13 protein-coding genes and 1 pseudogene are annotated in these 19,709 nt (G+C 58.8%); 9 read left to right on the top strand and 5 right to left on the bottom strand.

The window, feature by feature from the left end; translation table 11 throughout:
- Nucleotides 1-187: 187 nt before the first annotated feature.
- The 7 genes from LQ955_RS12620 to LQ955_RS12590 all read left to right on the top strand — a co-directional run bounded on the left by LQ955_RS12620 (nt 188) and on the right by LQ955_RS12590 (nt 8,655).
- A complete protein-coding gene (locus tag LQ955_RS12620; protein WP_231024877.1) occupies nt 188-1,702 on the top strand; it encodes a polysaccharide biosynthesis tyrosine autokinase in 1,515 nt (504 codons plus the stop codon).
- An 11-nt stretch (nt 1,703-1,713) separates the two neighbouring features.
- Nucleotides 1,714-2,367 carry an arsenate reductase/protein-tyrosine-phosphatase family protein gene (locus tag LQ955_RS12615; protein WP_231024876.1) on the top strand — a complete coding sequence of 218 codons (654 nt, stop codon included), beginning with the start codon at nt 1,714-1,716 and terminating at the stop codon, nt 2,365-2,367.
- 82 nt (nt 2,368-2,449) lie between these two features.
- Nucleotides 2,450-3,070 carry an arsenate reductase/protein-tyrosine-phosphatase family protein gene (locus LQ955_RS12610; protein ID WP_255713585.1) on the top strand — a complete coding sequence of 207 codons (621 nt, stop codon included), beginning with the start codon at nt 2,450-2,452 and terminating at the stop codon, nt 3,068-3,070.
- A 120-nt stretch (nt 3,071-3,190) separates the two neighbouring features.
- Nucleotides 3,191-4,630, top strand: coding sequence for a polysaccharide biosynthesis tyrosine autokinase (locus tag LQ955_RS12605; protein ID WP_231024874.1), 1,440 nt, complete (start codon nt 3,191-3,193; stop codon nt 4,628-4,630).
- A gap of 71 nt (nt 4,631-4,701) precedes the next feature.
- Nucleotides 4,702-6,129: a sugar transferase gene (locus LQ955_RS12600; RefSeq protein ID WP_231028133.1), complete on the top strand. Its 1,428-nt coding sequence runs from the start codon at nt 4,702-4,704 to the stop codon at nt 6,127-6,129.
- Nucleotides 6,130-6,266: 137 nt separating this feature from the next.
- Entirely contained in the window at nt 6,267-7,760 is a 1,494-nt protein-coding gene (locus LQ955_RS12595; RefSeq protein WP_231024873.1) for a sugar transferase, read from the top strand.
- A 196-nt stretch (nt 7,761-7,956) separates the two neighbouring features.
- Nucleotides 7,957-8,655 (top strand): hypothetical protein, encoded by a 699-nt coding sequence (locus LQ955_RS12590; protein ID WP_231024872.1) that lies wholly within the window; start codon nt 7,957-7,959, stop codon nt 8,653-8,655.
- Nucleotides 8,656-8,675: 20 nt separating this feature from the next.
- Here LQ955_RS12590 and LQ955_RS12585 read toward each other — a convergent pair whose 3' ends face one another.
- A complete protein-coding gene (locus LQ955_RS12585) occupies nt 8,676-9,680 on the bottom strand; it encodes a glycosyltransferase family protein (protein ID WP_231024871.1) in 1,005 nt (334 codons plus the stop codon).
- Nucleotides 9,681-9,725: 45 nt separating this feature from the next.
- Nucleotides 9,726-10,856 carry a glycosyltransferase gene (locus tag LQ955_RS12580; RefSeq protein ID WP_231024870.1) on the bottom strand — a complete coding sequence of 377 codons (1,131 nt, stop codon included), beginning with the start codon at nt 10,854-10,856 and terminating at the stop codon, nt 9,726-9,728.
- Between the two features lie 174 nt (nt 10,857-11,030).
- Here LQ955_RS12580 and LQ955_RS12575 point away from each other — a divergent pair, with 174 nt between their 5' ends.
- Nucleotides 11,031-16,103: a CBM96 family carbohydrate-binding protein gene (locus LQ955_RS12575; RefSeq protein ID WP_231024869.1), complete on the top strand. Its 5,073-nt coding sequence runs from the start codon at nt 11,031-11,033 to the stop codon at nt 16,101-16,103.
- Between the two features lie 59 nt (nt 16,104-16,162).
- Nucleotides 16,163-16,404, top strand: a pseudogene (locus tag LQ955_RS12570) (IS481 family transposase); the annotation flags it as partial.
- A gap of 92 nt (nt 16,405-16,496) precedes the next feature.
- Here LQ955_RS12570 and LQ955_RS12565 read toward each other — a convergent pair.
- The 3 genes from LQ955_RS12565 to LQ955_RS12555 all read right to left on the bottom strand — a co-directional run bounded on the left by LQ955_RS12565 (nt 16,497) and on the right by LQ955_RS12555 (nt 19,707).
- On the bottom strand, nt 16,497-17,285 hold the full coding sequence (locus LQ955_RS12565) for a hypothetical protein (RefSeq protein WP_231024868.1): 789 nt from the start codon (nt 17,283-17,285) through the stop codon (nt 16,497-16,499).
- A gap of 105 nt (nt 17,286-17,390) precedes the next feature.
- Nucleotides 17,391-18,479 (bottom strand): Gfo/Idh/MocA family protein, encoded by a 1,089-nt coding sequence (locus LQ955_RS12560; RefSeq protein ID WP_231024867.1) that lies wholly within the window; start codon nt 18,477-18,479, stop codon nt 17,391-17,393.
- A 31-nt stretch (nt 18,480-18,510) separates the two neighbouring features.
- Nucleotides 18,511-19,707 carry a DUF1972 domain-containing protein gene (locus LQ955_RS12555; protein WP_231024866.1) on the bottom strand — a complete coding sequence of 399 codons (1,197 nt, stop codon included), beginning with the start codon at nt 19,705-19,707 and terminating at the stop codon, nt 18,511-18,513.
- Nucleotides 19,708-19,709: the final 2 nt, after the last annotated feature.

The following is a 19,709-nucleotide window of genomic DNA, read 5'->3' as shown; positions in this document are numbered from 1 at the left end:
CGTCACGGCGATGAATTGATCGCCTTCGACGTGATCGCGATTGCGTCATCGACTGATGTTTGGTGACGCAACGCGTGTTTCCGGGAGGTATTGTTTACGAACTGCGCTAATTTAGCCCGTCGATTCAGAGACGTGCCTAGACCGGCTCGCGTTCGCCTGATGAGATGCCGCCAACAAGGGGATTGACATGGAGTTATCTGATTATCTGCGCGTGTTGCGCGCGCATTGGGTCGGAATCATTCTGATCACCGTTCTCGGCGCGGTCGTCGCCTTCGGCTGGACGTTCACTCAGCCGAAGGTCTACGCGGCCAACTCGAGCGGAATCGTTTCGCTGGTGACGGCGAGCAACGACGTCGGAACAACGTCGGTGGCTGATTCGCTGGCGAAGTCGAAGGCTCCGACGTACGTCAATGTGGGTGAATCTCGGGCTGTCGCCCAGCTCGTCATCCAATCCCTCGGTCTATCCACCTCACCCGAGACCTTGGTATCGCACGTGACAGTCACCAACGTCAAAGACACACCGACGATCGATGTGAGTGCCACGGCCTCAACCGCTCAGGGAGCGAAAGATCTCGCAGACGCGTGGATAACAGCACTCGCTGCACAAATCAAAGTCATCGAGACCGACAGTGCCAGCCCCGGCTCGACGTCGGATTCGACGATTGGCTCCATCTTTCTTCAGCCGGTCGAGTCCGCAATCGTTCCTACCAGCCCGGTTTCCCCCAATGTGAAGCTGGCGGTCGCACTGGGAGCGCTCATCGGCCTGATTCTGGGGCTCGTATACGCGGTCGTGCGAAACCTGCTCGACCGGCGCATCCGCACGTCGGAATCGATCGAACGGCAGTTTGGGCTCTCTGTCATCGGCAGCCTTCCGAAAGACAGGCGGCTTGATGATGAGAACCGCATCGTACCGGAGGCCGACACCACCGACTATGCTTCGCAGTCGGGCAGCCATGCACTGCCCGAAGCGCTGCGTGAACTGCGCACCAACCTGCAATTCATGAATGTCGACAATCCGCCTCGAATCATTGTCGTCACGAGCCCACTGCCGAACGACGGCAAATCGACGGTGACGGCCAACCTGGCCGTCACATTGGCCGCGGCCGGCCAGAAGGTAATCGTCGTTGACGGCGACCTCCGCAAACCATCCGTCACATCGGCATTCGGCATCGTGCCTGGTGTCGGAATCACTGATCTCCTCATCGGTAAGGCTGAGATACAGGATGTACTCCAGCCCTGGGGAACTTCGGGCAACCTTCTCGTGTTGGGCGCAGGTTCCATTCCGCCGAACCCCAGTGAGTTGCTCGGATCTCAAGGCATGAATGTGTTGCTGCACGAGCTCGCTCGCGACGCGATGGTGCTCGTGGACGCCCCACCCCTCCTGCCAGTGACCGATGCCGCCGTTCTCTCGGCGCGCACCGACGGTGCCATAGTGGTAGTTTCGGCCGGAAAGACGACTACTGATGAATTGACGAAGGCGCTAGCGAATATTGCCAAGACGTCAGGTAAGACACTGGGCGTAATTCTGAACCGTGTTCCGACGAAGGGTGCCCTCGGTCGGGGTTACGGCTATTACTACGGTTCGTATTACGGCAAAGACAGCAAGAAGACGAAGCATGCCACACCTCGCCTCGAGCACGAAGACACTGTCGAAGTCGTAAATAACGTCGTGCCCATTCGCACGGGCACTGATTCGAACTGAGCCGGCCGCTCATGGGATCGCATGCGAGCCCGGCGTCGCAACCCTTGTCACGTCGGTCGTCGCGGCCGATTCAGTCAGTCATCGACGATGATTCCTTCACGTTTCTGTTCGTCTGCACCGGCAACATCTGCCGTTCTCCATTAGCGGAGCGATTGCTTACCTCGAAGCTCACGACGCTCGAAGTCGCTGACCGGCAGACGATTCGCGTGGAGAGCGCGGGTCTCCAGACGATAAATGGCGTGGCCATGGACGAGACGGCGGCAAGCGAAGGGTTGCGTTTGGGAGCTCAGATCGCTGGCGCTGAAAGCAGGGTTCTCGATCGGACCATCAGCATGGGGGCCAATGTGCTTCTGACAATGACCCGGGAGCAGCAAGTCGATCTCGTGAAGCGCTATCCGGCCCTTCTTCATCGAACCTTCACCGTTCGAGAGTTCGCCCGAATCCTCGAGGAGGTACCCGAAGTCGTCAGCGCAGGTGAGAGTGTCGCTCGCAGAGGCGTCGTGACGGTCGGGCGAGCTTCTGCGGTTCGCTCCTCCCTCGCCGCAAATGCGAGTGATGACGACATTCCAGATCCGTACCGTCGAGGCGACGCCGTGCACCGGCAGGTGGCAGATATGATCGAAATCGCCGTTTCGACGATCAGCCGTAGGATGTTCGCAATTTAGTCACCGAGACGCCGTTCGAGGCGTCTCGGTCTGTGGCCTATGCTTGCAGAAACGTCGATCTTGTGCCCGAAATGGGGGTAATGTGCCGGATTTTTCGATTCTGACAGTCTGTTCCGGAAATATCATCCGATCTCCTCTCACAGAGTTGATCTTGCGTGCAGAACTCGCGCGGCCTGACGTCTTTTCCGTGTCGAGCGCGGGAACATTCGCGGGGGAAGGCGACGCGATGACTCCAGAAGCTGCCGAAATCGCTCGTGGCCTCGGTCTCGACCCCTCGGCGCACCGCGCAAGGTATCTCACGGAGTCCTATGTCGAATCGGCCGATCTGCTGCTGGCGCTCTCGCGCGCTCATCGCAAGGAGATCGTTCAGCTCGTGCCGCGCAAGGTCAGCGTGACCTTCACCCTTCGAGAATTCGCAAGGCTTGCCGCGGACATCTCCGATGACGAGGTACTTGCTACGACCAATCCACTCACGACGACTCGCGAGAAGTTGATCGCAGTAATCAAACTCGTAACGATCAGGCGCGGTGTGACCGGACAGATTGACGCTCCGAGCGATGACGATGTCGTTGACCCTTATCGTCGAGGCGCAGAAATCTATTCAGAATCCCTGAGTCAACTCTCACCGGCTGCTTGCACCACCGCAAAACTTCTGAGACATGCAACCGAGAAATCGTCGATCGGGGTAAGAATTTTACATTAGAGGGGCAATTGATCGCGATAATCGCGATCCTGTAACGCGTTGGAAACGAATTTACGTTTGAGTTGAGGTGCAGCAAAGCGAGCATCACTGCTTTGACGCACACGATGGAAGGCAGAACACTTGGAGCTTCGCGATTACCTGAGGATTCTCCGCAAGGGCTGGGTCATTATTCTGGCCCTCGTTCTCGTCGGGATCGCCGTGGGATCCCTGTTCTCGATACTCGCGGTGCCGCAGTACTCCGCTTCGAGCAAAGTCTTCGTTTCGGTGCAGTCGGCCGGAACGGTGACCGAACTCACTCAGGGAAGCAACTTCACCCAAGGACAGGTCAAGTCATACGCTGACATCATCGCCACCCCGGCGGTGCTCCAGCCGGTAATCGATCAGCTCGGACTGAAAACAAACGCCCAAAGCCTGGCCGATCATGTCTCCGCCACTACGACAGTCGGAACAGTCGTTGTCGAAATCGGCGTATCCGACCCGTCGCCGGAGCTCGCGGCAGAGGTGGCAAATGCGATCGCAGCCAGCTTCGAGGCCACCGTCGCGAAGATTGTGCCCGTTGATTCAACGGGTGTATCACCTGTCAAGATCACAGTGCTTCAACAGGCTCTCGTTCCAACCAGTCCCTACTCGCCGAACACCCGTATCAACATCCTGATCGGTGCAATCATCGGGCTTGTGCTCGGCGTTGTGGTGGCGATCCTTCGATATGCGCTTGACACGCGGGTACGCAACGAGCATGACGTCGAACTGGTTTCCAACGCCCCTATCCTTGGAGGCATCGCGTACGACTCCAAAACCACGGAGCGACCGTTGGTTGTGCAGGACGACCCGCGTAGCCCACGCGCCGAGTCGTTTCGAACGCTTAGAACGAATCTTCAGTTCATAGTTGCCACGAACAGGCCTCGCAGTTATGTGATCACGTCATCAGTGCCGGGTGAGGGAAAGAGTACGTCGTCGGCGAACCTGGCCATCGTTACTGCCGCGGCCGGTACACGTGTCATCATCATCGACGCCGATCTTCGAAAACCGAAGCTCGCTGAATATATGGGTCTTGAGGGTGGCGCCGGTCTGACCGACGTCTTGGTGGGCAGAGTCGAATTGGCTGAGGTCGTTCAGCGATGGGGAACACATTCCCTCGACGTTCTGCCGGCCGGGCGAATTCCACCGAACCCTAGCGAGCTTCTGGGTTCGTCGGCGATGATCGAATTGATCGCTCAGCTCGAGAAAGATTACGACCTAGTTCTCTTCGACGCCCCGCCTCTCTTGCCTGTCACTGACGCAGCTATTCTCGCTAAGCACACTGGCGGAGCGCTCGTCATGGTCGGCTCGGGGCGTGTTCACCGTGGTCAGCTGAAGGGTTCGATCGCTGCACTCCAGAATGTGGGTTCGAGTATCGCTGGCATCGTTCTGACGATGTTGCCGACGAAGGGACCCGACTCCTACGGCTATGGCCGGTATGGATACGGATATGGGTACGGGTACGGTGTTGACAACGAGCAGTCGAAAAAGGAAAAAACCGAAGCGAAGCGCGCGAAAAAGCGCAAGCCCGCCATCGCATGACGCGCGAAGCCGAGCAGGCCGACACTCCCCGCGTCGCTAATGCGAGCCTTTCTCGCGCGACAGATTGGCGCATGGGCTACGCCATTCGTTTGATCGTGACAGACCTCGTCGCCATTACGGTCGCCACAGTCGTCACGCAGGTGGTCTGGTTCGGATTCGACGCAGGAGACGCAACCCACTATGCCGGCGGTGTGGGTGACATCTCACTGGGAACATATTCCGCGATCTCTCTCGTGCTCATCGTGTCGTGGATGGTCATCCTCGGAGTTTACGGTTCGCGCGGCGACCGGGTGGTCGGCACCGGATCTGTCGAGTACAAGATCATCGTTGATGCCACCCTTCGGCTGTTCGGACTGTTCGCGATCATCGCGTTTCTCTTTCAGATCGATTTCAGTCGTGGCTATTTCGTCATCGCCCTTCCTCTTGGTGCGCTGGCGTTACTCTTCACGCGGCTCATGTGGAGACGGTGGCTGAAGGGCAAACGTCGCCGCGGTGAGTATTCCGCTAATGTTCTTCTCGTCGGCTCCGAGATAACTGCGCTGCACACGGCTAAAGAGCTCGCTCGGTACCCAGAGGCGGGATACCGAGTCGTGGGCGCGTGTATTCCGAGCGGCTTGGTGGCGGATTACTTGCCTGGTACAGACATTCCCGTTGCAGGAAGCGTCGATCTGATCGGGCCGGCGATTGCTGCGACCGGAGCCGACACCGTTGTGATCACGAGTTCGGACGAATTGTCGCCGGCTCGCATTCGCGAACTCAGCTGGTCTCTGGAACCCGGTCGTCAGCACCTCGTCGTTGCTCCGAGTCTCACCGACATCGGTGGCCCCAGGCTGCACACCCGGCCGGTGGCGGGTCTTCCGCTCATCCACGTAGAAACGCCGCGTTACGAGGGTTTCAAGCGATACCAGAAGCGGCTTTTCGATGTAGCGTCGTCAGCGCTACTGATCACCGTCCTCGGCCCCATATTGCTCGGTCTGGCCATGATCGTTCGCTTGAGTACGCCGGGCGGAGTGTTCTTTCGGCAGGAACGAGTCGGGTTGAATGGAACCCATTTCGACATGCTCAAGTTTCGCTCTATGGTGCCGAATGCCGAAGCCTTGCTCGCCGATCTCGAGCAAGAAGATCGCTCGGAAGGCAACTCGATTCTTTTCAAGATGAAGGACGACCCGCGAGTCACCCCCATCGGAAAGGTGCTCAGGCGGTACTCGCTGGACGAGTTGCCGCAGCTGTTCAATGTGCTTCGTGGCGACATGTCGTTGATCGGCCCGCGACCACCCTTGCAGAAGGAAGTTGACCTCTACGAGTCGCACGTACATCGCAGATTCTTGATGAAGCCCGGAATCACGGGCCTCTGGCAGGTGAGCGGGCGGTCGGACTTGTCTTGGGAAGACTCCGTTCGACTTGACCTTTACTATGTCGAGAACTGGTCGATGGTAGGCGATTTTGTCATACTCATGAAAACCGCGAGGGCTGTCGTTGGCAGCAGTGGTGCCTATTGAACGCCACTGTCGCATCAGATGTCGAATACGTTAAATCCTGTGCCCATGACTAACCCTTAAGTGGAGGACTTCGGTAGGTTGGGTTACTGACCCAATACGCGGAATCGCCCGTTTGAAACAGGGCTTTGGGGGAGAGTATGAGTGCTGAGGTGCTTGGCGGGGTATTAGCTGCGAGCGAGAAGCCGAAGATGGCGCACCATGATTGGCGTCGTTCGTATCGTGCACGGCTCGCGATCACTGACTTCGTCGTGATCCTTTGCGCCGTGTTCGCGACGCAGGCAGTCTGGTTCGGCACCGTTTCGAGCGAGACGAACGTCGCCAGCAACCTCAGGTCATTCACGATCAGCTACACCTCATTGTCGCTTCTTCTGGCGATCTGCTGGACAGGCATTCTAAGCATTTACGGCTCACGCGGTGACCGGGTGATCGGCACAGGTAGCGCCGAATATCGCATCGTCTTCGACGCGAGTCTTCGACTGTTCGGTGTGTTCGCGATTTTGGCCTTTTTGTTGCAGATCGACTTCAGTCGCGGATACTTCATCATCGCATTCCCCGCGGGCACACTGATACTGCTTGCGACGCGAATTCTCTGGCGTCGCTGGCTGAATCATCGCCGCAGACTCGGTGAATACTCGGCGCGTGTTCTTCTCGTCGGGTCGGAGGTATCGGTCTTGCACACGGCGAAGCAGCTAGCGGGTCAACCTCAGGCGGGATACCAGGTCATAGCGGCATGTATCCCGAATGGTCGCGCGGCACACAGTCTTGGCGACACCCGTGTTCCTGTCGCGGGGGGAGTCGACGACGTCGCGTCAGCCCTTCGCGCGAGTGGAGCCGATACAGTTGTCATCACCAGTTCAGACGAACTGTCGCCTGAACGTATTCGCGAACTCAGTTGGTCGCTGGAGCCCGGTCGTCAGCATCTAGTCGTCGCCCCGAGTCTTACCGACATCGGTGGCCCGCGCATCCATACTCGCCCCGTCGCCGGGTTGCCGCTGATCCACGTAGAGACGCCGCGTTACGAGGGTTTCAAACGTTACCAGAAGCGGCTCTTCGACGTTTTTTCGAGCGCATTGTTACTACTTGTCCTCTCGCCGGTGCTGTTGCTCATCGCTATGACCGTTCGGCTGAGCACCGAAGGACCGGTGTTTTTTCTTCAAGAACGCGTTGGGCTCAACGGCTCCACGTTCTTCATGATGAAGTTTCGAACTATGGTGCCGAACGCCGAAGCATTGCTGAAGAACCTGCAAAACGAGTCGCGTGAAGAAGGTAATTCGATTCTTTTCAAGATGAAGGACGACCCGCGAGTCACTCCTATCGGTAAGTGGCTGCGACGCTACAGCCTCGACGAGTTGCCGCAGCTGCTGAATGTTCTTCGTGGGGACATGTCTCTCATCGGCCCACGGCCTCCGCTGCAGAAAGAGGTCGACCAGTACGACACTCACGTGCACCGTCGGTTCCTGATGAAGCCGGGCATAACGGGCCTCTGGCAGGTGAGCGGTCGCTCAGACCTGTCGTGGGACGACTCGGTTCGACTTGACCTCTACTACGTGGAAAACTGGTCGATGGTCGGCGACTTCGTCATCCTGCTGAAGACCGCAAGGGCCGTTGTCGGGAGTTCCGGAGCGTATTGAGCTCTGTACCCGCCAGAAACGATTGGGAACGACTATCTCAGCTTTCACTTCACTCCCGCAGCGCCTGAAAAAATATGTCGCAGTCACCAGAACCATGCGGCAGTTGCGAAAGCGTAACAAGACGAGTCGTGGATCTGTTCTTTCTACGAACGGCCCCGTCGTCTCGCTGACAACGCATGGCCTTCGTCTGCAAACCGTGTTTTACGCGATCGAGAGCATCGGCCGAGGAGAGCTTAAGCCTTCACGCATCATTCTGTGGATCGATGAAAAAGACAGCCGTGCACCCAGACCTCCCGAGCTTGAGCGCCTCGTTGCTCGTGGTCTCGAGATCCTGGTCACCTCGAACTACGGGCCGCACACGAAGTACTATCCCTACGTGAAATTGCACAATCGCCATGAAGTCGCCATGGTGACTGCAGACGACGACGTGATCTATCCCATTGACTGGCTCAGCAGGCTCGATTCTGCTCACCGAGCACGCCCCGACGTCATTCGTGCCATGAAAGCGCGTCGAGTCGAGATGCTAGGTGCGGGCTTCGCCCCGTACTCTACGTGGAACGCGGTTACATCGGCGGAGCCGAGCAGTCTCAACCTCGCCCTCGGCGTCTCTGGAGTGATCTATCCGCCAGCATTCCTCGACGAGTTGAACGCCGCAGACGAGGCATTTCGTGTCGTCAGCCCGAAGGCAGATGATATTTGGTTGCATGCCGTCGCGGTGCGATCCGGGTTTCTGGTCGCTCAAGTGAGCGCTGCTCCGGAAGGCTATCCGACCGTTCGAGGCACGTTCGAAACGAGTCTCATGAAGACCAACGTGCTCGACAATCAGAACGACGCACAGATTCAGGCGACGTACACGGCGGCCGACATCGAAAGCCTCGCCAAGGTGTCGGCCTGAGTCCGAGGCTCGTCACGAACTCAGGTGCGGCCCGCCCGATCGATGAACTCGTGCCATGCTTTGCGTGATCCCAGACGCAACTCGTCTACCATCCTGAGCACGTCGTCCTTGTCGCTGGCAAGGGCGTTGGCGATGGCCGATGTCCAGCCGGCGCCGGTTCCCGTGTCCGACACCAGCAGCGGCGACGATTTTCCGACCAAATCCTCTAGACTCGTCCCTGCCGGTCCGACGATGGGAACGCCGTACTCGAGGCACCTGATGGCGATTCCGCTCTGGTAGAACCGCTTGTATGGAACGACGACCGCGTCACTCGTTCGTAAGAGGCTCTGCAACTCGTCTTCAGGTACGAATCCCTCGGAGACATGCCATCCTGCGATCTGCGGCCAGCGTCTTCCGCGTATCTCGAGCAAGACGCCTGGCCCGATCGATGCACTGATCTCTTCGAGGGCTTTTACATCACGATCCGGTTTGAACTGACCGAGAACGCGAACGACTTTCGGTTCGTTGACGGGCTCATTCTTGCTTTGTGCTACCGGAAGAATCGGGTGGGGAAGTTTGGTCACGATGGCTTCGAATCCCTGCTGCACGACGTCGGCGAGTGCGGCGTCGCTGTGCACGACCAGACCTCGTTTGAACGGCGCCCAGCGGGAAAGCCGTCGGGATCGTCGATCGTAACCGACCGCCGAGACAAGCGGTTCCGGGTCGTGGACGACGAATTCGATCACAGCCCGCCGGCCGAGAATCATCCCGAGAAGCAGGTCGAGATAGCCCAGAACCGGCCATGTGACGATCACCGTGTTCTTCTTGTCGTTCGTTGCCATTCTTCGGGCAGAGAGCAGCACGCGAAGATACCGAAGGATCCACGTAAGGCGACCTCCTGTTGCCTGCGACGGCTCGAAGATCGTGGCTACCGCGACCTCATAACCTGCCCCCTCGAGGTTGTCGCTCAACGCCTTCGTGTAGTGAAGGAGCGCCCCACCGAGCGTGTTGATGATGAGGATGCGATGCTCGACCGCCTCGCGCATGCGCATTCTCTTCGTATTCTCTGTCGTACTCATCCGTGCTGTCCTTCAGCGCTCGTGAATCCAGGCATCAGACTGGTATCGACCTTCGATGTGCGGCAACGAGCCGATTACCGAGGCGCGGGCCAACGGATGCTCGAGTGCCAGCTTGATCGCAGCGGGCAGCTCAGCCGTAATGTTCGACGCAGCAACGACCTGGTGTCCGTGCTGTCGCAGCCACGAAGCGAGCCCGGTCTGATCAGTCGTGACGACGGTGAGCCCGTGCGAGAGGCCTTCTTTGATGGGCAGCCCGACCTGTTCTCGCCATCGGCCGTCGGGTATCGACGGAGCGATTAGTGTCACCGCCGTCGCGAGGCGCCGCTGCACGTGCGCACGTGGGAGTTGACCGAGGTATTTTCGTCGGCTTGGATTCTGCGATGCCCACGACGTGACCCGATCTGCTAGCGGACCCGGGCCAATAATGGTGAGTGTCGCGGTCGGATTAAGTCGCTCTACTTCTTCCCACGCGGTGAGGAGTTGTGCGACCCCCTTGCGCTCTTCGAGCACGCCGACGAAAACGCACGCGTCGGGGTCCGGAACGGTCTGCTTGTCGCCGGCATCGGACGGAAGCTCCTCGAACAATCGATGTTCGACAGATCGCACAAACGGAATCGACATGTAGAGGTTCTGCGAGCCTTCCGTCGCGAATGCGATCTTGTCGAGCAGGAGCCTGATATACAGACCGAGGCCGAGTCCGAACGCTCTCACAAAAATCGGAGGAACACGTCGATTCCCGCCGATCAGGTGACCGAGCTCGTTGTTCTCCATTGCGTAGGTGACCAGTATTCGCTTGCGACCGGTGATCAATCCCGAAAGCTTCCAGGTCAGTGCGATAGCGACGCCAGTGGGTAGAAAGCGAACCCAGAGCGGTTCAGGCATTTCGAGCACAGTCGCCCTTGAACCTCGAAGCAGGCGCAGGGCGAGCGTCAGGTTGACTTTTCTGAACTGTTTCGGCACGTCCACTCCGACGAGATCGTATTTCTCCGTGAAGTAGAGCATATGGGCGGGTGTTGTCTCGTAGTACCTCGTGATGTGAACCGAGCGCAGTTCGGGGATGAGTCGAATGGATTCAATGGCGGTCACCGCGGGCACACAAACTCCGATCGTTAATCTCGCGTCTTGCCGAATGCTAGCAACCACGTATGTCGCGCATGTGTCGCCGCCAACCTGAAAGTTTGCTGCGAGACTATTCTGTACCCCTTATTGGGGCCATAATGGTCACTAGTTGACACCCGTTTAGGGACTTGCGCAGTAGCCCTTCATGGGCTCGTACTGCGTTTAGCCAGGGGGGGTGGCTCGTTGAGATATCGCACGTTGTCCGTCGTTGTCATGGTCGCTCTCATCGCCTCGATCGGTGCGGCACTCACGCCGTTCCAATCGGTTTCTTCGGCGTCAGCGGCACCCGTCGTCGCCGTGACGCCGACGAACATCATCGCAGACGTCTCGACCGCGCACCCGCGGTTGCTTCTCACGTCGGCCTCTGTCGCCGATCTGAAGGTCGCAGTGACAACCGATGCAACCGCCATCTCGTGGTACAAGACGATTCAGACTTCAGCAGACGCGATCATCCCCCTCGGGGTGACGACGTACGACACCACGTCGGGAGACTTGCTTTCGGCGAGTCGTCAGGTTCTGACTCGAACCTATGCGCTCGGACTGATGTGGCAACTCACAGGCAACACGAAGTACGCAGACCGCCTGTGGACAGAATTGAATGCCGCTGCGGCATTTCCCGACTGGAACCCTTCCCATTTTCTCGATACCGCCGAAATGGCCCATGCCTTCGGCATCGGCTACGACTGGTTGTACAGCTATCTGTCGTCGGCTCAACGCAGCACTCTGACTGCAGCCGTGGAAACCAAGGCGTTCACCCCCGCGCTCACAACGTACGCGGCGCAAAACTACTGGTCGACGGACACCTCGAACTGGAACGTCGTCAGCAACTCGGGGCTGAGCATCGCCGCTCTCGCCCTGGCCCAAGACAGCGCGAGCATGTCGGGTCAGATTCTCGACGACGCCAGGGCGAGCATCGTGAACGGTCTCACCGAATACTCGTCAGACGGTGGCTACACCGAAGGCATCACGTACTGGTCATATGCGTCGAATTACCTCACGACATACATATCGTCGCTCGAATCGTCGACGGGAAAAGACTACGGGCTCTTGGCCAGCCCAGGGCTGGCGCAGACCGGGCTCTTCGCACTGAACCTTTCGGGCCCGAGCGGCAACTTCGCCAACTTCGGAGACGCGTGGGTGAACGAACCGATGACCACCCCGCTGCTCGGGCTGGAGTCGCTGTACGGCGATGCGACACTGCGGACGCGAGCCATTGCAGCCATGACCGGGCCTGACGCCGTCGACCCCACCCCGAAGGCGCTCATCTGGTACGCGGCAGTCCGCACGACGACAGTACCTGCGGTACCAGCGATTCCGCTGGATGCGACATTCGCCGACTATGGCGTTTCGACTCTTCGATCGTCGTGGGCGCAACGACAAGCTACCTTCGTCGCGCTCAAGACCGCAACCGACCAGGCTCCGGGTCATTCAGACCTCGACGGGGGCTCGTTCACGCTCGACGCGCTCGGGCAGCAATGGGCTGTCGACCTCGGCGCCGACAGCTATTCACTGCCCGGTTACTTCGATGTCACCAACGGCGGCCGGTGGAACGTTTATAAGAAGAGAGCCGAGGGCCAAAACCGAATCGTGCTGAACCCCGGCACGACGACCAGCGGGCCAGACAGCAATCCATCGGCTTCGTCGACCGTGCAGATAGTGAGATCGGATGCGACGACGGCGAGTGCGGTCACCGATCTGACCTCGTCGTACCCGACCGCGCTCAACTCCTGGAAGCGGGGGGTTTCGCTCTTCGATAACCGCACGCAAGTATTGGTGCAAGACGAGTTGTCGGGCAAAGCGAACATCGACACGTGGTGGTACATGCACACAGCGGCGGACATCAACATCGCAGCCGACGGAAAGTCGGCTGTGCTCTCCCAGAACGGCCAGCAGCTCCTGGCGCGAATCGCCGCCCCGAGTACAGCAACGTTCTCGATGATGTCCGCGGCACCGCTCTGGACCTCACCCCAAGTCGCCGGCCAGAGCGCGAACACAGGCATCAACAAACTCTCTATCCGAATCAGCGGCACCTCGACGGTCAACCTGGCCGTCCAGTTCACGCCCATCACTGGGGGAGCGACTCCGGCGTTAGCCGCTGTGACTCCACTAGCGAACTGGGGAACTGCCAGCGCACAGTATTCCGCTCTGACGTCGCTCGCGCTCGATGGCAAGCCGCTTTCGACATTCACGCCGGGAACGCTGGCATACCAGGTTCAGGCCTCATCTGTAAGCGCTCCTCCCACCGTGTCGGGTGCGTCGAGCAGCGGCGCTACCGTCGCCATCACTCAGGCTCCGGCTACCCCGGGTCAAGCTAAGATCGTGGTCACGGAATCAGGCAAGAGCTCTGTAACCTATACCGTCTCGTTCATACCCGGGGCCGTACCCTGGGTCAGTCTCACCGCCAGCGTGGACACTGCGTCGAACCCCGTATCAGCGGTTGCCGATAATTCGCTCTACACCAACTGGTCGGTGACGGGCGAACAGTGGATAGCCTTCGATCTCGGCAGGCCCCAGACGGTGCAGCATGCTGAGATCTATTGGGGCGATGTCGGCGCTACCGGGGCGAAGTATGCCATCCGCGTGTCGAACGACAACGTGAACTGGACTTCTGTATTTAGTGGAACAGCGAGACAGACTGCTGACAATCAGTACGCTTCTTTCAGCACGGGACCGATCGTTCGACGGTATGTGCGAATACTCGTCTACGGCGATCCGACGAACAAGATGTCGATCATTCGCGACGTGAAACTCATGTCGCAAGACAAGCCCACTCCGGTGAGCCCGACGACCAATCACTATTCTGCAACGCTTGCAAGCGGTGCGACCCAACTAAATCTCGGAGATACAACGGCTCTGAGCTATACACTGCTCGATCCGACGGGTGCGACCGTGCCGAACTCGACGCTGCCGATGTCATATACCAGCTCTAACTCGGCCATCGCATCGATCAACTCGTCGGGCGTGGTAACCGCGCTGAAACCTGGAGTAGTCACCTTAGGCGTCAAAGTCTTGGTGGCGAATCAGTGGGTGTGGGCGGTGCGTGGTATCACCGTGAAAGACCCGCTGGACGTGGTTGTGATGTCGAATCAGGATGCCTACGTTCAGGGCGGCAACTGGGCTGGCTCGAATTTCAAAACGGCAGTCAAACTCCTCGACAGCCACAGCACTCCCTACCCGCAATTCGATCGCACCACCCTCATGGGCTTCGACCTCTCGTCGCTCGCCGGAAAGCAGATCGAGTCGGCGTTTGTGGTCTTCGGCGCGAATGTGACCGACAGCAGTGGTGCCACGGCCTCTCATGTCGACGCTCTCGCCGTCACCTCCTCGTGGAGCGAGTCGACGGTCACCTACAACACGAAGCCGACAACGGGCGACCGGGTAGGGTACGTCGCGGTCGACGAAGATCTCGTACCCCGCACCATGGACATTACCGACTATGTGCGAGCGAAGGTGGGTGGTTCAGCCGACCTGGCCTTCAGCCAAGATGACGGTGGTGTTGGTCAGGGACTGGTGGTCTCTATCGACAGCCGCAGATCTGCGGATAAGCCGTACATGCAAATCCGGCTGCGTTCTGGTGCACCGCTCGCGGCTCCGACGCTCTCGACGGCCATTTCAACCTCTCCGTCGGCACCCGGAGTGATCACCGGAACCGTCTCCGGCCCGGCTTCGACGAAGATGACAGTCGACCTCGCCGCAGCAACCGCGCCGACATGTCCCGTCGCCCGGGCATCCGGTCGCCCGCTCGGTGCCATCACTGTCACCACCAACGGATCGGGAACGGCTTCGTTCACGGTTAATGGTGCTCTGACCATAGGAGATTGGGTCTACGGGGCGGTCTCGGACACCGAGCCGAAGTCGTCGAACATGTCTTCGTGTCTTCAGGTCACCGCTGCGCCAGGGGTGGGCCAGAAACTTACGCTGCTCTCGAGCCAAGACGGGTACGTGCAGGGAGGAACCTCGTCAGACAGTAACTTCAAGACGGCAGTTGCTCTGTTATCGAGCCACACCACCGCCTACCCTCAATATGATCGCGAAACCTTCATGGATTTTGATCTCAGCTCGCTGGCGAACAAATCAATCGAGTCGGCGCAGGTGTTCTTCATGGCGACCAATACGAGCACGACGACCACGAATACTCACCTGACAGCTTTCGCGGTGACCACTCCGTGGTCGGAGTCGACCGTGACCTTCAATACAAAGCCGACGACGGCCGACCGAATCGGAACGGTGGCGGTCGACAAGACGGCCGCACTGCGCAGCATGGACATCACCGACTATGTTCGCAATAAGAAGGGGTCGGTGGGGAGACTAGCCTTCAGCCAAGACGACAACGGTGTGGGAACAGGCTCGGTGGTGTCGATCGACGGGAGGCGCTCGACGAACAAGCCCTACATTGTTGTCACGCTGCGCGCCTACGGTACCCTCGCTGTTCCTGCCATCTCTTCGGCACTCTCCAATACCTCGAGCGTATCGGGTACCGTCACGGGTACCGTCACGGGGCCGGCGTCTACCAGCATGTCGGTCGATCTGTACTCGACGAGCGCGTCTACCTGCCCCATTTCTCGCTATTCCGGGACAGCGCTCGGGGCTGTCTCTGTTACGACGAATTCGGCAGGCAATGCGTCGTTCACAGTCAACGGCAACCTGAACATCGGTGACAAAGTTTTCGGCACTGTTACTGCGGCTGGTCCGCGCTCGTCGGAGTTGTCGGGTTGCACAACCGTGGTGGCGGCGCCCGGCGTCAGCGTGAAGCTCTCGCTGGCCACCACGCAAGACGCGTACGTTCAGGGCGGCGACTGGGCGGCGTCGAATTTCAAGACAGCAGTTACCCTCTTCGACCGTCACTCGGCCGCATATCCGACGTTCGATCGGTACACCTATATGGGCCTGGACTTGTCGTCGCTCTCAGGCAAGAACATTCAATCGGCACAGCTGATGTTCTACGCGAGTGTTACAGACTCGGGTGGCACTAGTTCGCACATCCGGGCCAATGCGGTGACCTCGGCGTGGTCGGAGTCGACAGTCACTTTCAACACGAAACCAACCATGGGTGCATCCATCGGATATACCACCGTGGACTCCACCTCGAGCCTGAGATCGCTTGACATCACCTCTTATGTAAAGGCCAACCAGGGCGGATCAGGTAGTGTCGCGTTCACTCAAGACGACGCAGGCGTCGGAACCAGCCTGGTGGTGTCGATTACCAGCAAGCGCACCTTGACCGTCGCGAACCGGCCGTACCTGCTCGTTACACTCGTTCCGGCCACCTGACGCACTAGCTGCGCCGCTAGCTGTACTTAGCCACGAGGTTGGTGACAGCGCGCGGGTTGAACAGGCACGAGCGGGAACGCGCGGAAGAGCTCGTTCACGTTGATGTGAAGAAACTCGGCCGGATCCCCGACGGAGGCGGCTGACGCGGCCCACGGACGCGCACCGATCCCGCGTGGCAAGAGAATCGCCGTCGGCTACGAGTACATCCACGCCGTGATCGACGACCACACTCGAATCGCGTACCCCGAAATCCATGCCGACGAGAAGGGCCACTGCCTCTGGCGTCCTCCTGCTGGCCGCCGATTCTTCGCCGACTGTGGCACAGCGCCTCATCAAACCGCACTGCTCACCAACCTGAAGGCAGCTATAGCTGAGCCGGGCCGATGGCCCGGATCAGTCGACCCAGTACTCGTCTACCAAGATCTTTGTCGAATGGATGTTCGCACGACTTGATGCCCCGAACACGATAGATTTCAGGTTGGGCAGCTTGCAGACCCATTCGATGGCTTCGCGTGGTGGGATCGCGCCGGAGGCGAACACGGACATGGCGATGGCCTGAAATTCGTACTCGTTCAGCGCCTTCTCGTAGGCGGCCACGCCACCTCCCGACATACGAAAGCCGACCTTGTTGATGTTGGAGCAGACGACCGGATTCTCGACGCCGACCTCTTTCAACACTTCAAGGAGTGACGGCAGATTCATGGTGATGAATCCGGGCTCAGCGTTGTATTTCTTTCTCACGTGGTCGGCGAAAATTCGGAAGGCATCTTTGAAACCGAGACCCAGCAGCAGGTCCACGACTACGTTCTGCAAGAAGATCACCGGTGTCGGCAGACCCTGGAACATCTTCATTTCCGCGTCGATCAACAGAGTCGTGATGCCCTCGATGTCTTTTTTCGCCACCGACATCCCGCCCTTGAACGCAGCGTCGAGCAGACCCCCGTCGGGCAGAAACCGCTTGATAGCGCCGACCATTCCATCTTCGGTCATCGCATTGGCGTACTTGTGTGCATACGGCATGCCGGGGTAGAAGATCTGCTCGGCATACCGCTCGGGCTTCGTTCGCATGTAGTCGACGATCTCGCCGACCCGATCGTGCGTTGTGCACATGAAGGTGTGGATGCCTTCGTCGTATGCCGCGTCGAGCACGTCGATGACTGCGCTCAGATCCTGGAACTTCATGGACTGCGCACGAGCCTTCTCCTCGGACATATGGTTCACGCCAAAGAACTGATTGTCGCCGAAAAGCAACCGATCCATAAGAACTCTCCTCTTGAAGTGTGGTGATTAGCTTCTGGTGCGACGCCGAAAAAGACCGCGATCGGCTTGTGGCGCGGAGCCGGCCGCGATGCCGGTGTAGTCGCGGTTGGCGTCGGCGACCATCATGGCCAATACCTCGTCGGCGCCCGTCGCGCTGCCAAAACTGTTCTGGCCCTCGACCTCTCCGCCTTCGATACGTTTGACGAACGCGTCGAGCTGAGCGCTGTATTCCTCACCTCTGACGTAGAAGTAGACCTCGTCGGTCAGGTCTGTGGTGTATCGCACGTTCCAGCCCTCGATGTAGCCCTCTGGCGCCGCTGTCGCGTCGGTAAGGAAGGTCTGGCACTCCTGACGATCCGCTGTGATGCGTCCATTGCTGCCGAACACAGTGATCTTTGTGGACATTTTGCGCTGTGACGGGTCGGACCAACTTACAGAGAGCTGTGCTGTGGTTTGATCGGGCCACACCATGGTGCTGAAAACTTCGTCATCCGTCTCTTTCGAGAACACTTGACCGAGAATCGTTCCACGTACCTCTGACGGCACTCCGAGATACCAGTTCACGAGATCGATGGGATGCGCGGCGTAGTCGTAGAGACTTCCGCCACCCTCGGATTTCTTGCTCCGCCAGGTCGAACCCTTCGGCTTCAAGACGACGGGGCCGTATGCCTCAGCGAGAATGTGGCTGACTTTACCGATCGCGCCGCTGTCGAGGAGGCGTTTCACCTCCTTGAAGGCCCCGACGAATCGGTAGTGGTACCCCACCTGGGTAACAAGTTTCTTCGAACGAGCGAGCTCGGTGAGGTCTCGCGACGTGCTCGGGTCGAGGCTGAAGGGTTTTTCGCAGAAGACATTCACCCCGGCATCCAGAGCGGTTTTGACCATTTGCGCGTGCAGCACAGAGGGCGTCGAGATGATGACGGCGTCGAGCTTCGATTGGGCCAGCATCTTGCTCATGTCATTGAAGGTTTCGACCCCGGTGTAGCGATTGAGCAGGCCGAGTAGGTAAGCGGAAGAGTCGCACACCGCGACCACTTCGACGTCGGGGTGTGCATTCACCATCGAGTAATGCGACAAACCCATCTTGCCGAGCCCGACCATTCCGATTCTGATCATCGATTTCTCCCCGTTTCGTTCGTTGCGATATTCAGGACTGGTGTTTTAGATAACGCGCGAGCAGGGCCTCGTACTGACTGCCGATCCGTTCCCAGGTGAACTCTGCCTCGAACCGCTCCTTCGCCGCCGAGCTCATGTCGGTCGCCGTTTGCGCGTTCGACAAGATGGTGCTGAGGTGCGTCTCGATATCGGCTTCTGAGCTGAAGTAGAGTGCGGCGTCACCGGCCACCCATCTGTTGTAACCATTGTCATGAGCGATGACGGGGTTGCCGGCGGCTAGCGCTTCGACGAGCGAGGGGTTCGTGCCGCCGACGGTGTGTCCGTGCAAGTAGGCGCGTGCGAAGTACCGCAGTGCTTGAACATTGTCGGGCTCGAAGATGGCGCCGAGAAAAACGACTTCTTTGCTCGCGGCGTCGAGAACCTCACCATGGTAAGGATCTTCATCGCGCTTGAAGTTTCCGAGCACGGCCAGCTTCACACCTCGCGGTTTCGCTGAGAAAGCTCTGACGAGCTCGAGAATATTGTTCTCGGGAATCGGCCGTGCGATCATCGTCACGTAGCGGCCCGGCTCCAGTCCGTAACCGCGAACGATTTCGGCGCTCGGGTCGACAATTTCATGGGCGCCGTAGGTGATGGTGCTGACTTTTCGCTTGGGCGCCCTTGTCCACAAGTACTTTTCGATCAGCGGGTGGTCGGCGATGAGGTGATCGCCGTACAAAGCGGAAAACCGCTCGTTTACATACAAGATCGCCTGCTTGACGAATCCCCAGCGCGCTCTCGACCACTCGATGCCGTCCATGTTGATGACGTTCGGTACTCCGCGTAAGCGCTGCCAGATGTTGAAGACCCCCGTGTTGTAACCGAGAGTGAGGTTGATGTCGCGAAAACGCATCGCATGCTTAATAGAAATGAAGTCAAATCTGGACGTTCCGAGCCACCCATCGGTATCGATCGGAATGGTCACCCTCTCGATACCCTGCCACGTGTCGTTGACGATGGGGCCAGTGCCTTCGGACTGGCAGTAGACGACGACACGCCAGCCTCGCCCGACGAGAAACTTGGCGACGTTTTCGGCCGCCGTTTCGAAGCCGCCATAGTTTGCCGGCACACCGTGCGATCCCAGGATACGAACAGTCTTGTCTGCAGACCTTCTCATCGAATGGAACTCGACTCTCATTTGCGGGCGTTTTGAGGGGCGTTCAGGATGGTAGCAGTCGAATGTCAACAACT

The sequence above is a fragment of the Subtercola endophyticus genome (assembly GCF_021044565.1).
Classification (GTDB): domain Bacteria; phylum Actinomycetota; class Actinomycetes; order Actinomycetales; family Microbacteriaceae; genus Subtercola; species Subtercola endophyticus.
Note: the sequence above shows the minus strand (reverse complement) of the source record. Positions and strands in the feature narration are given on the sequence as shown.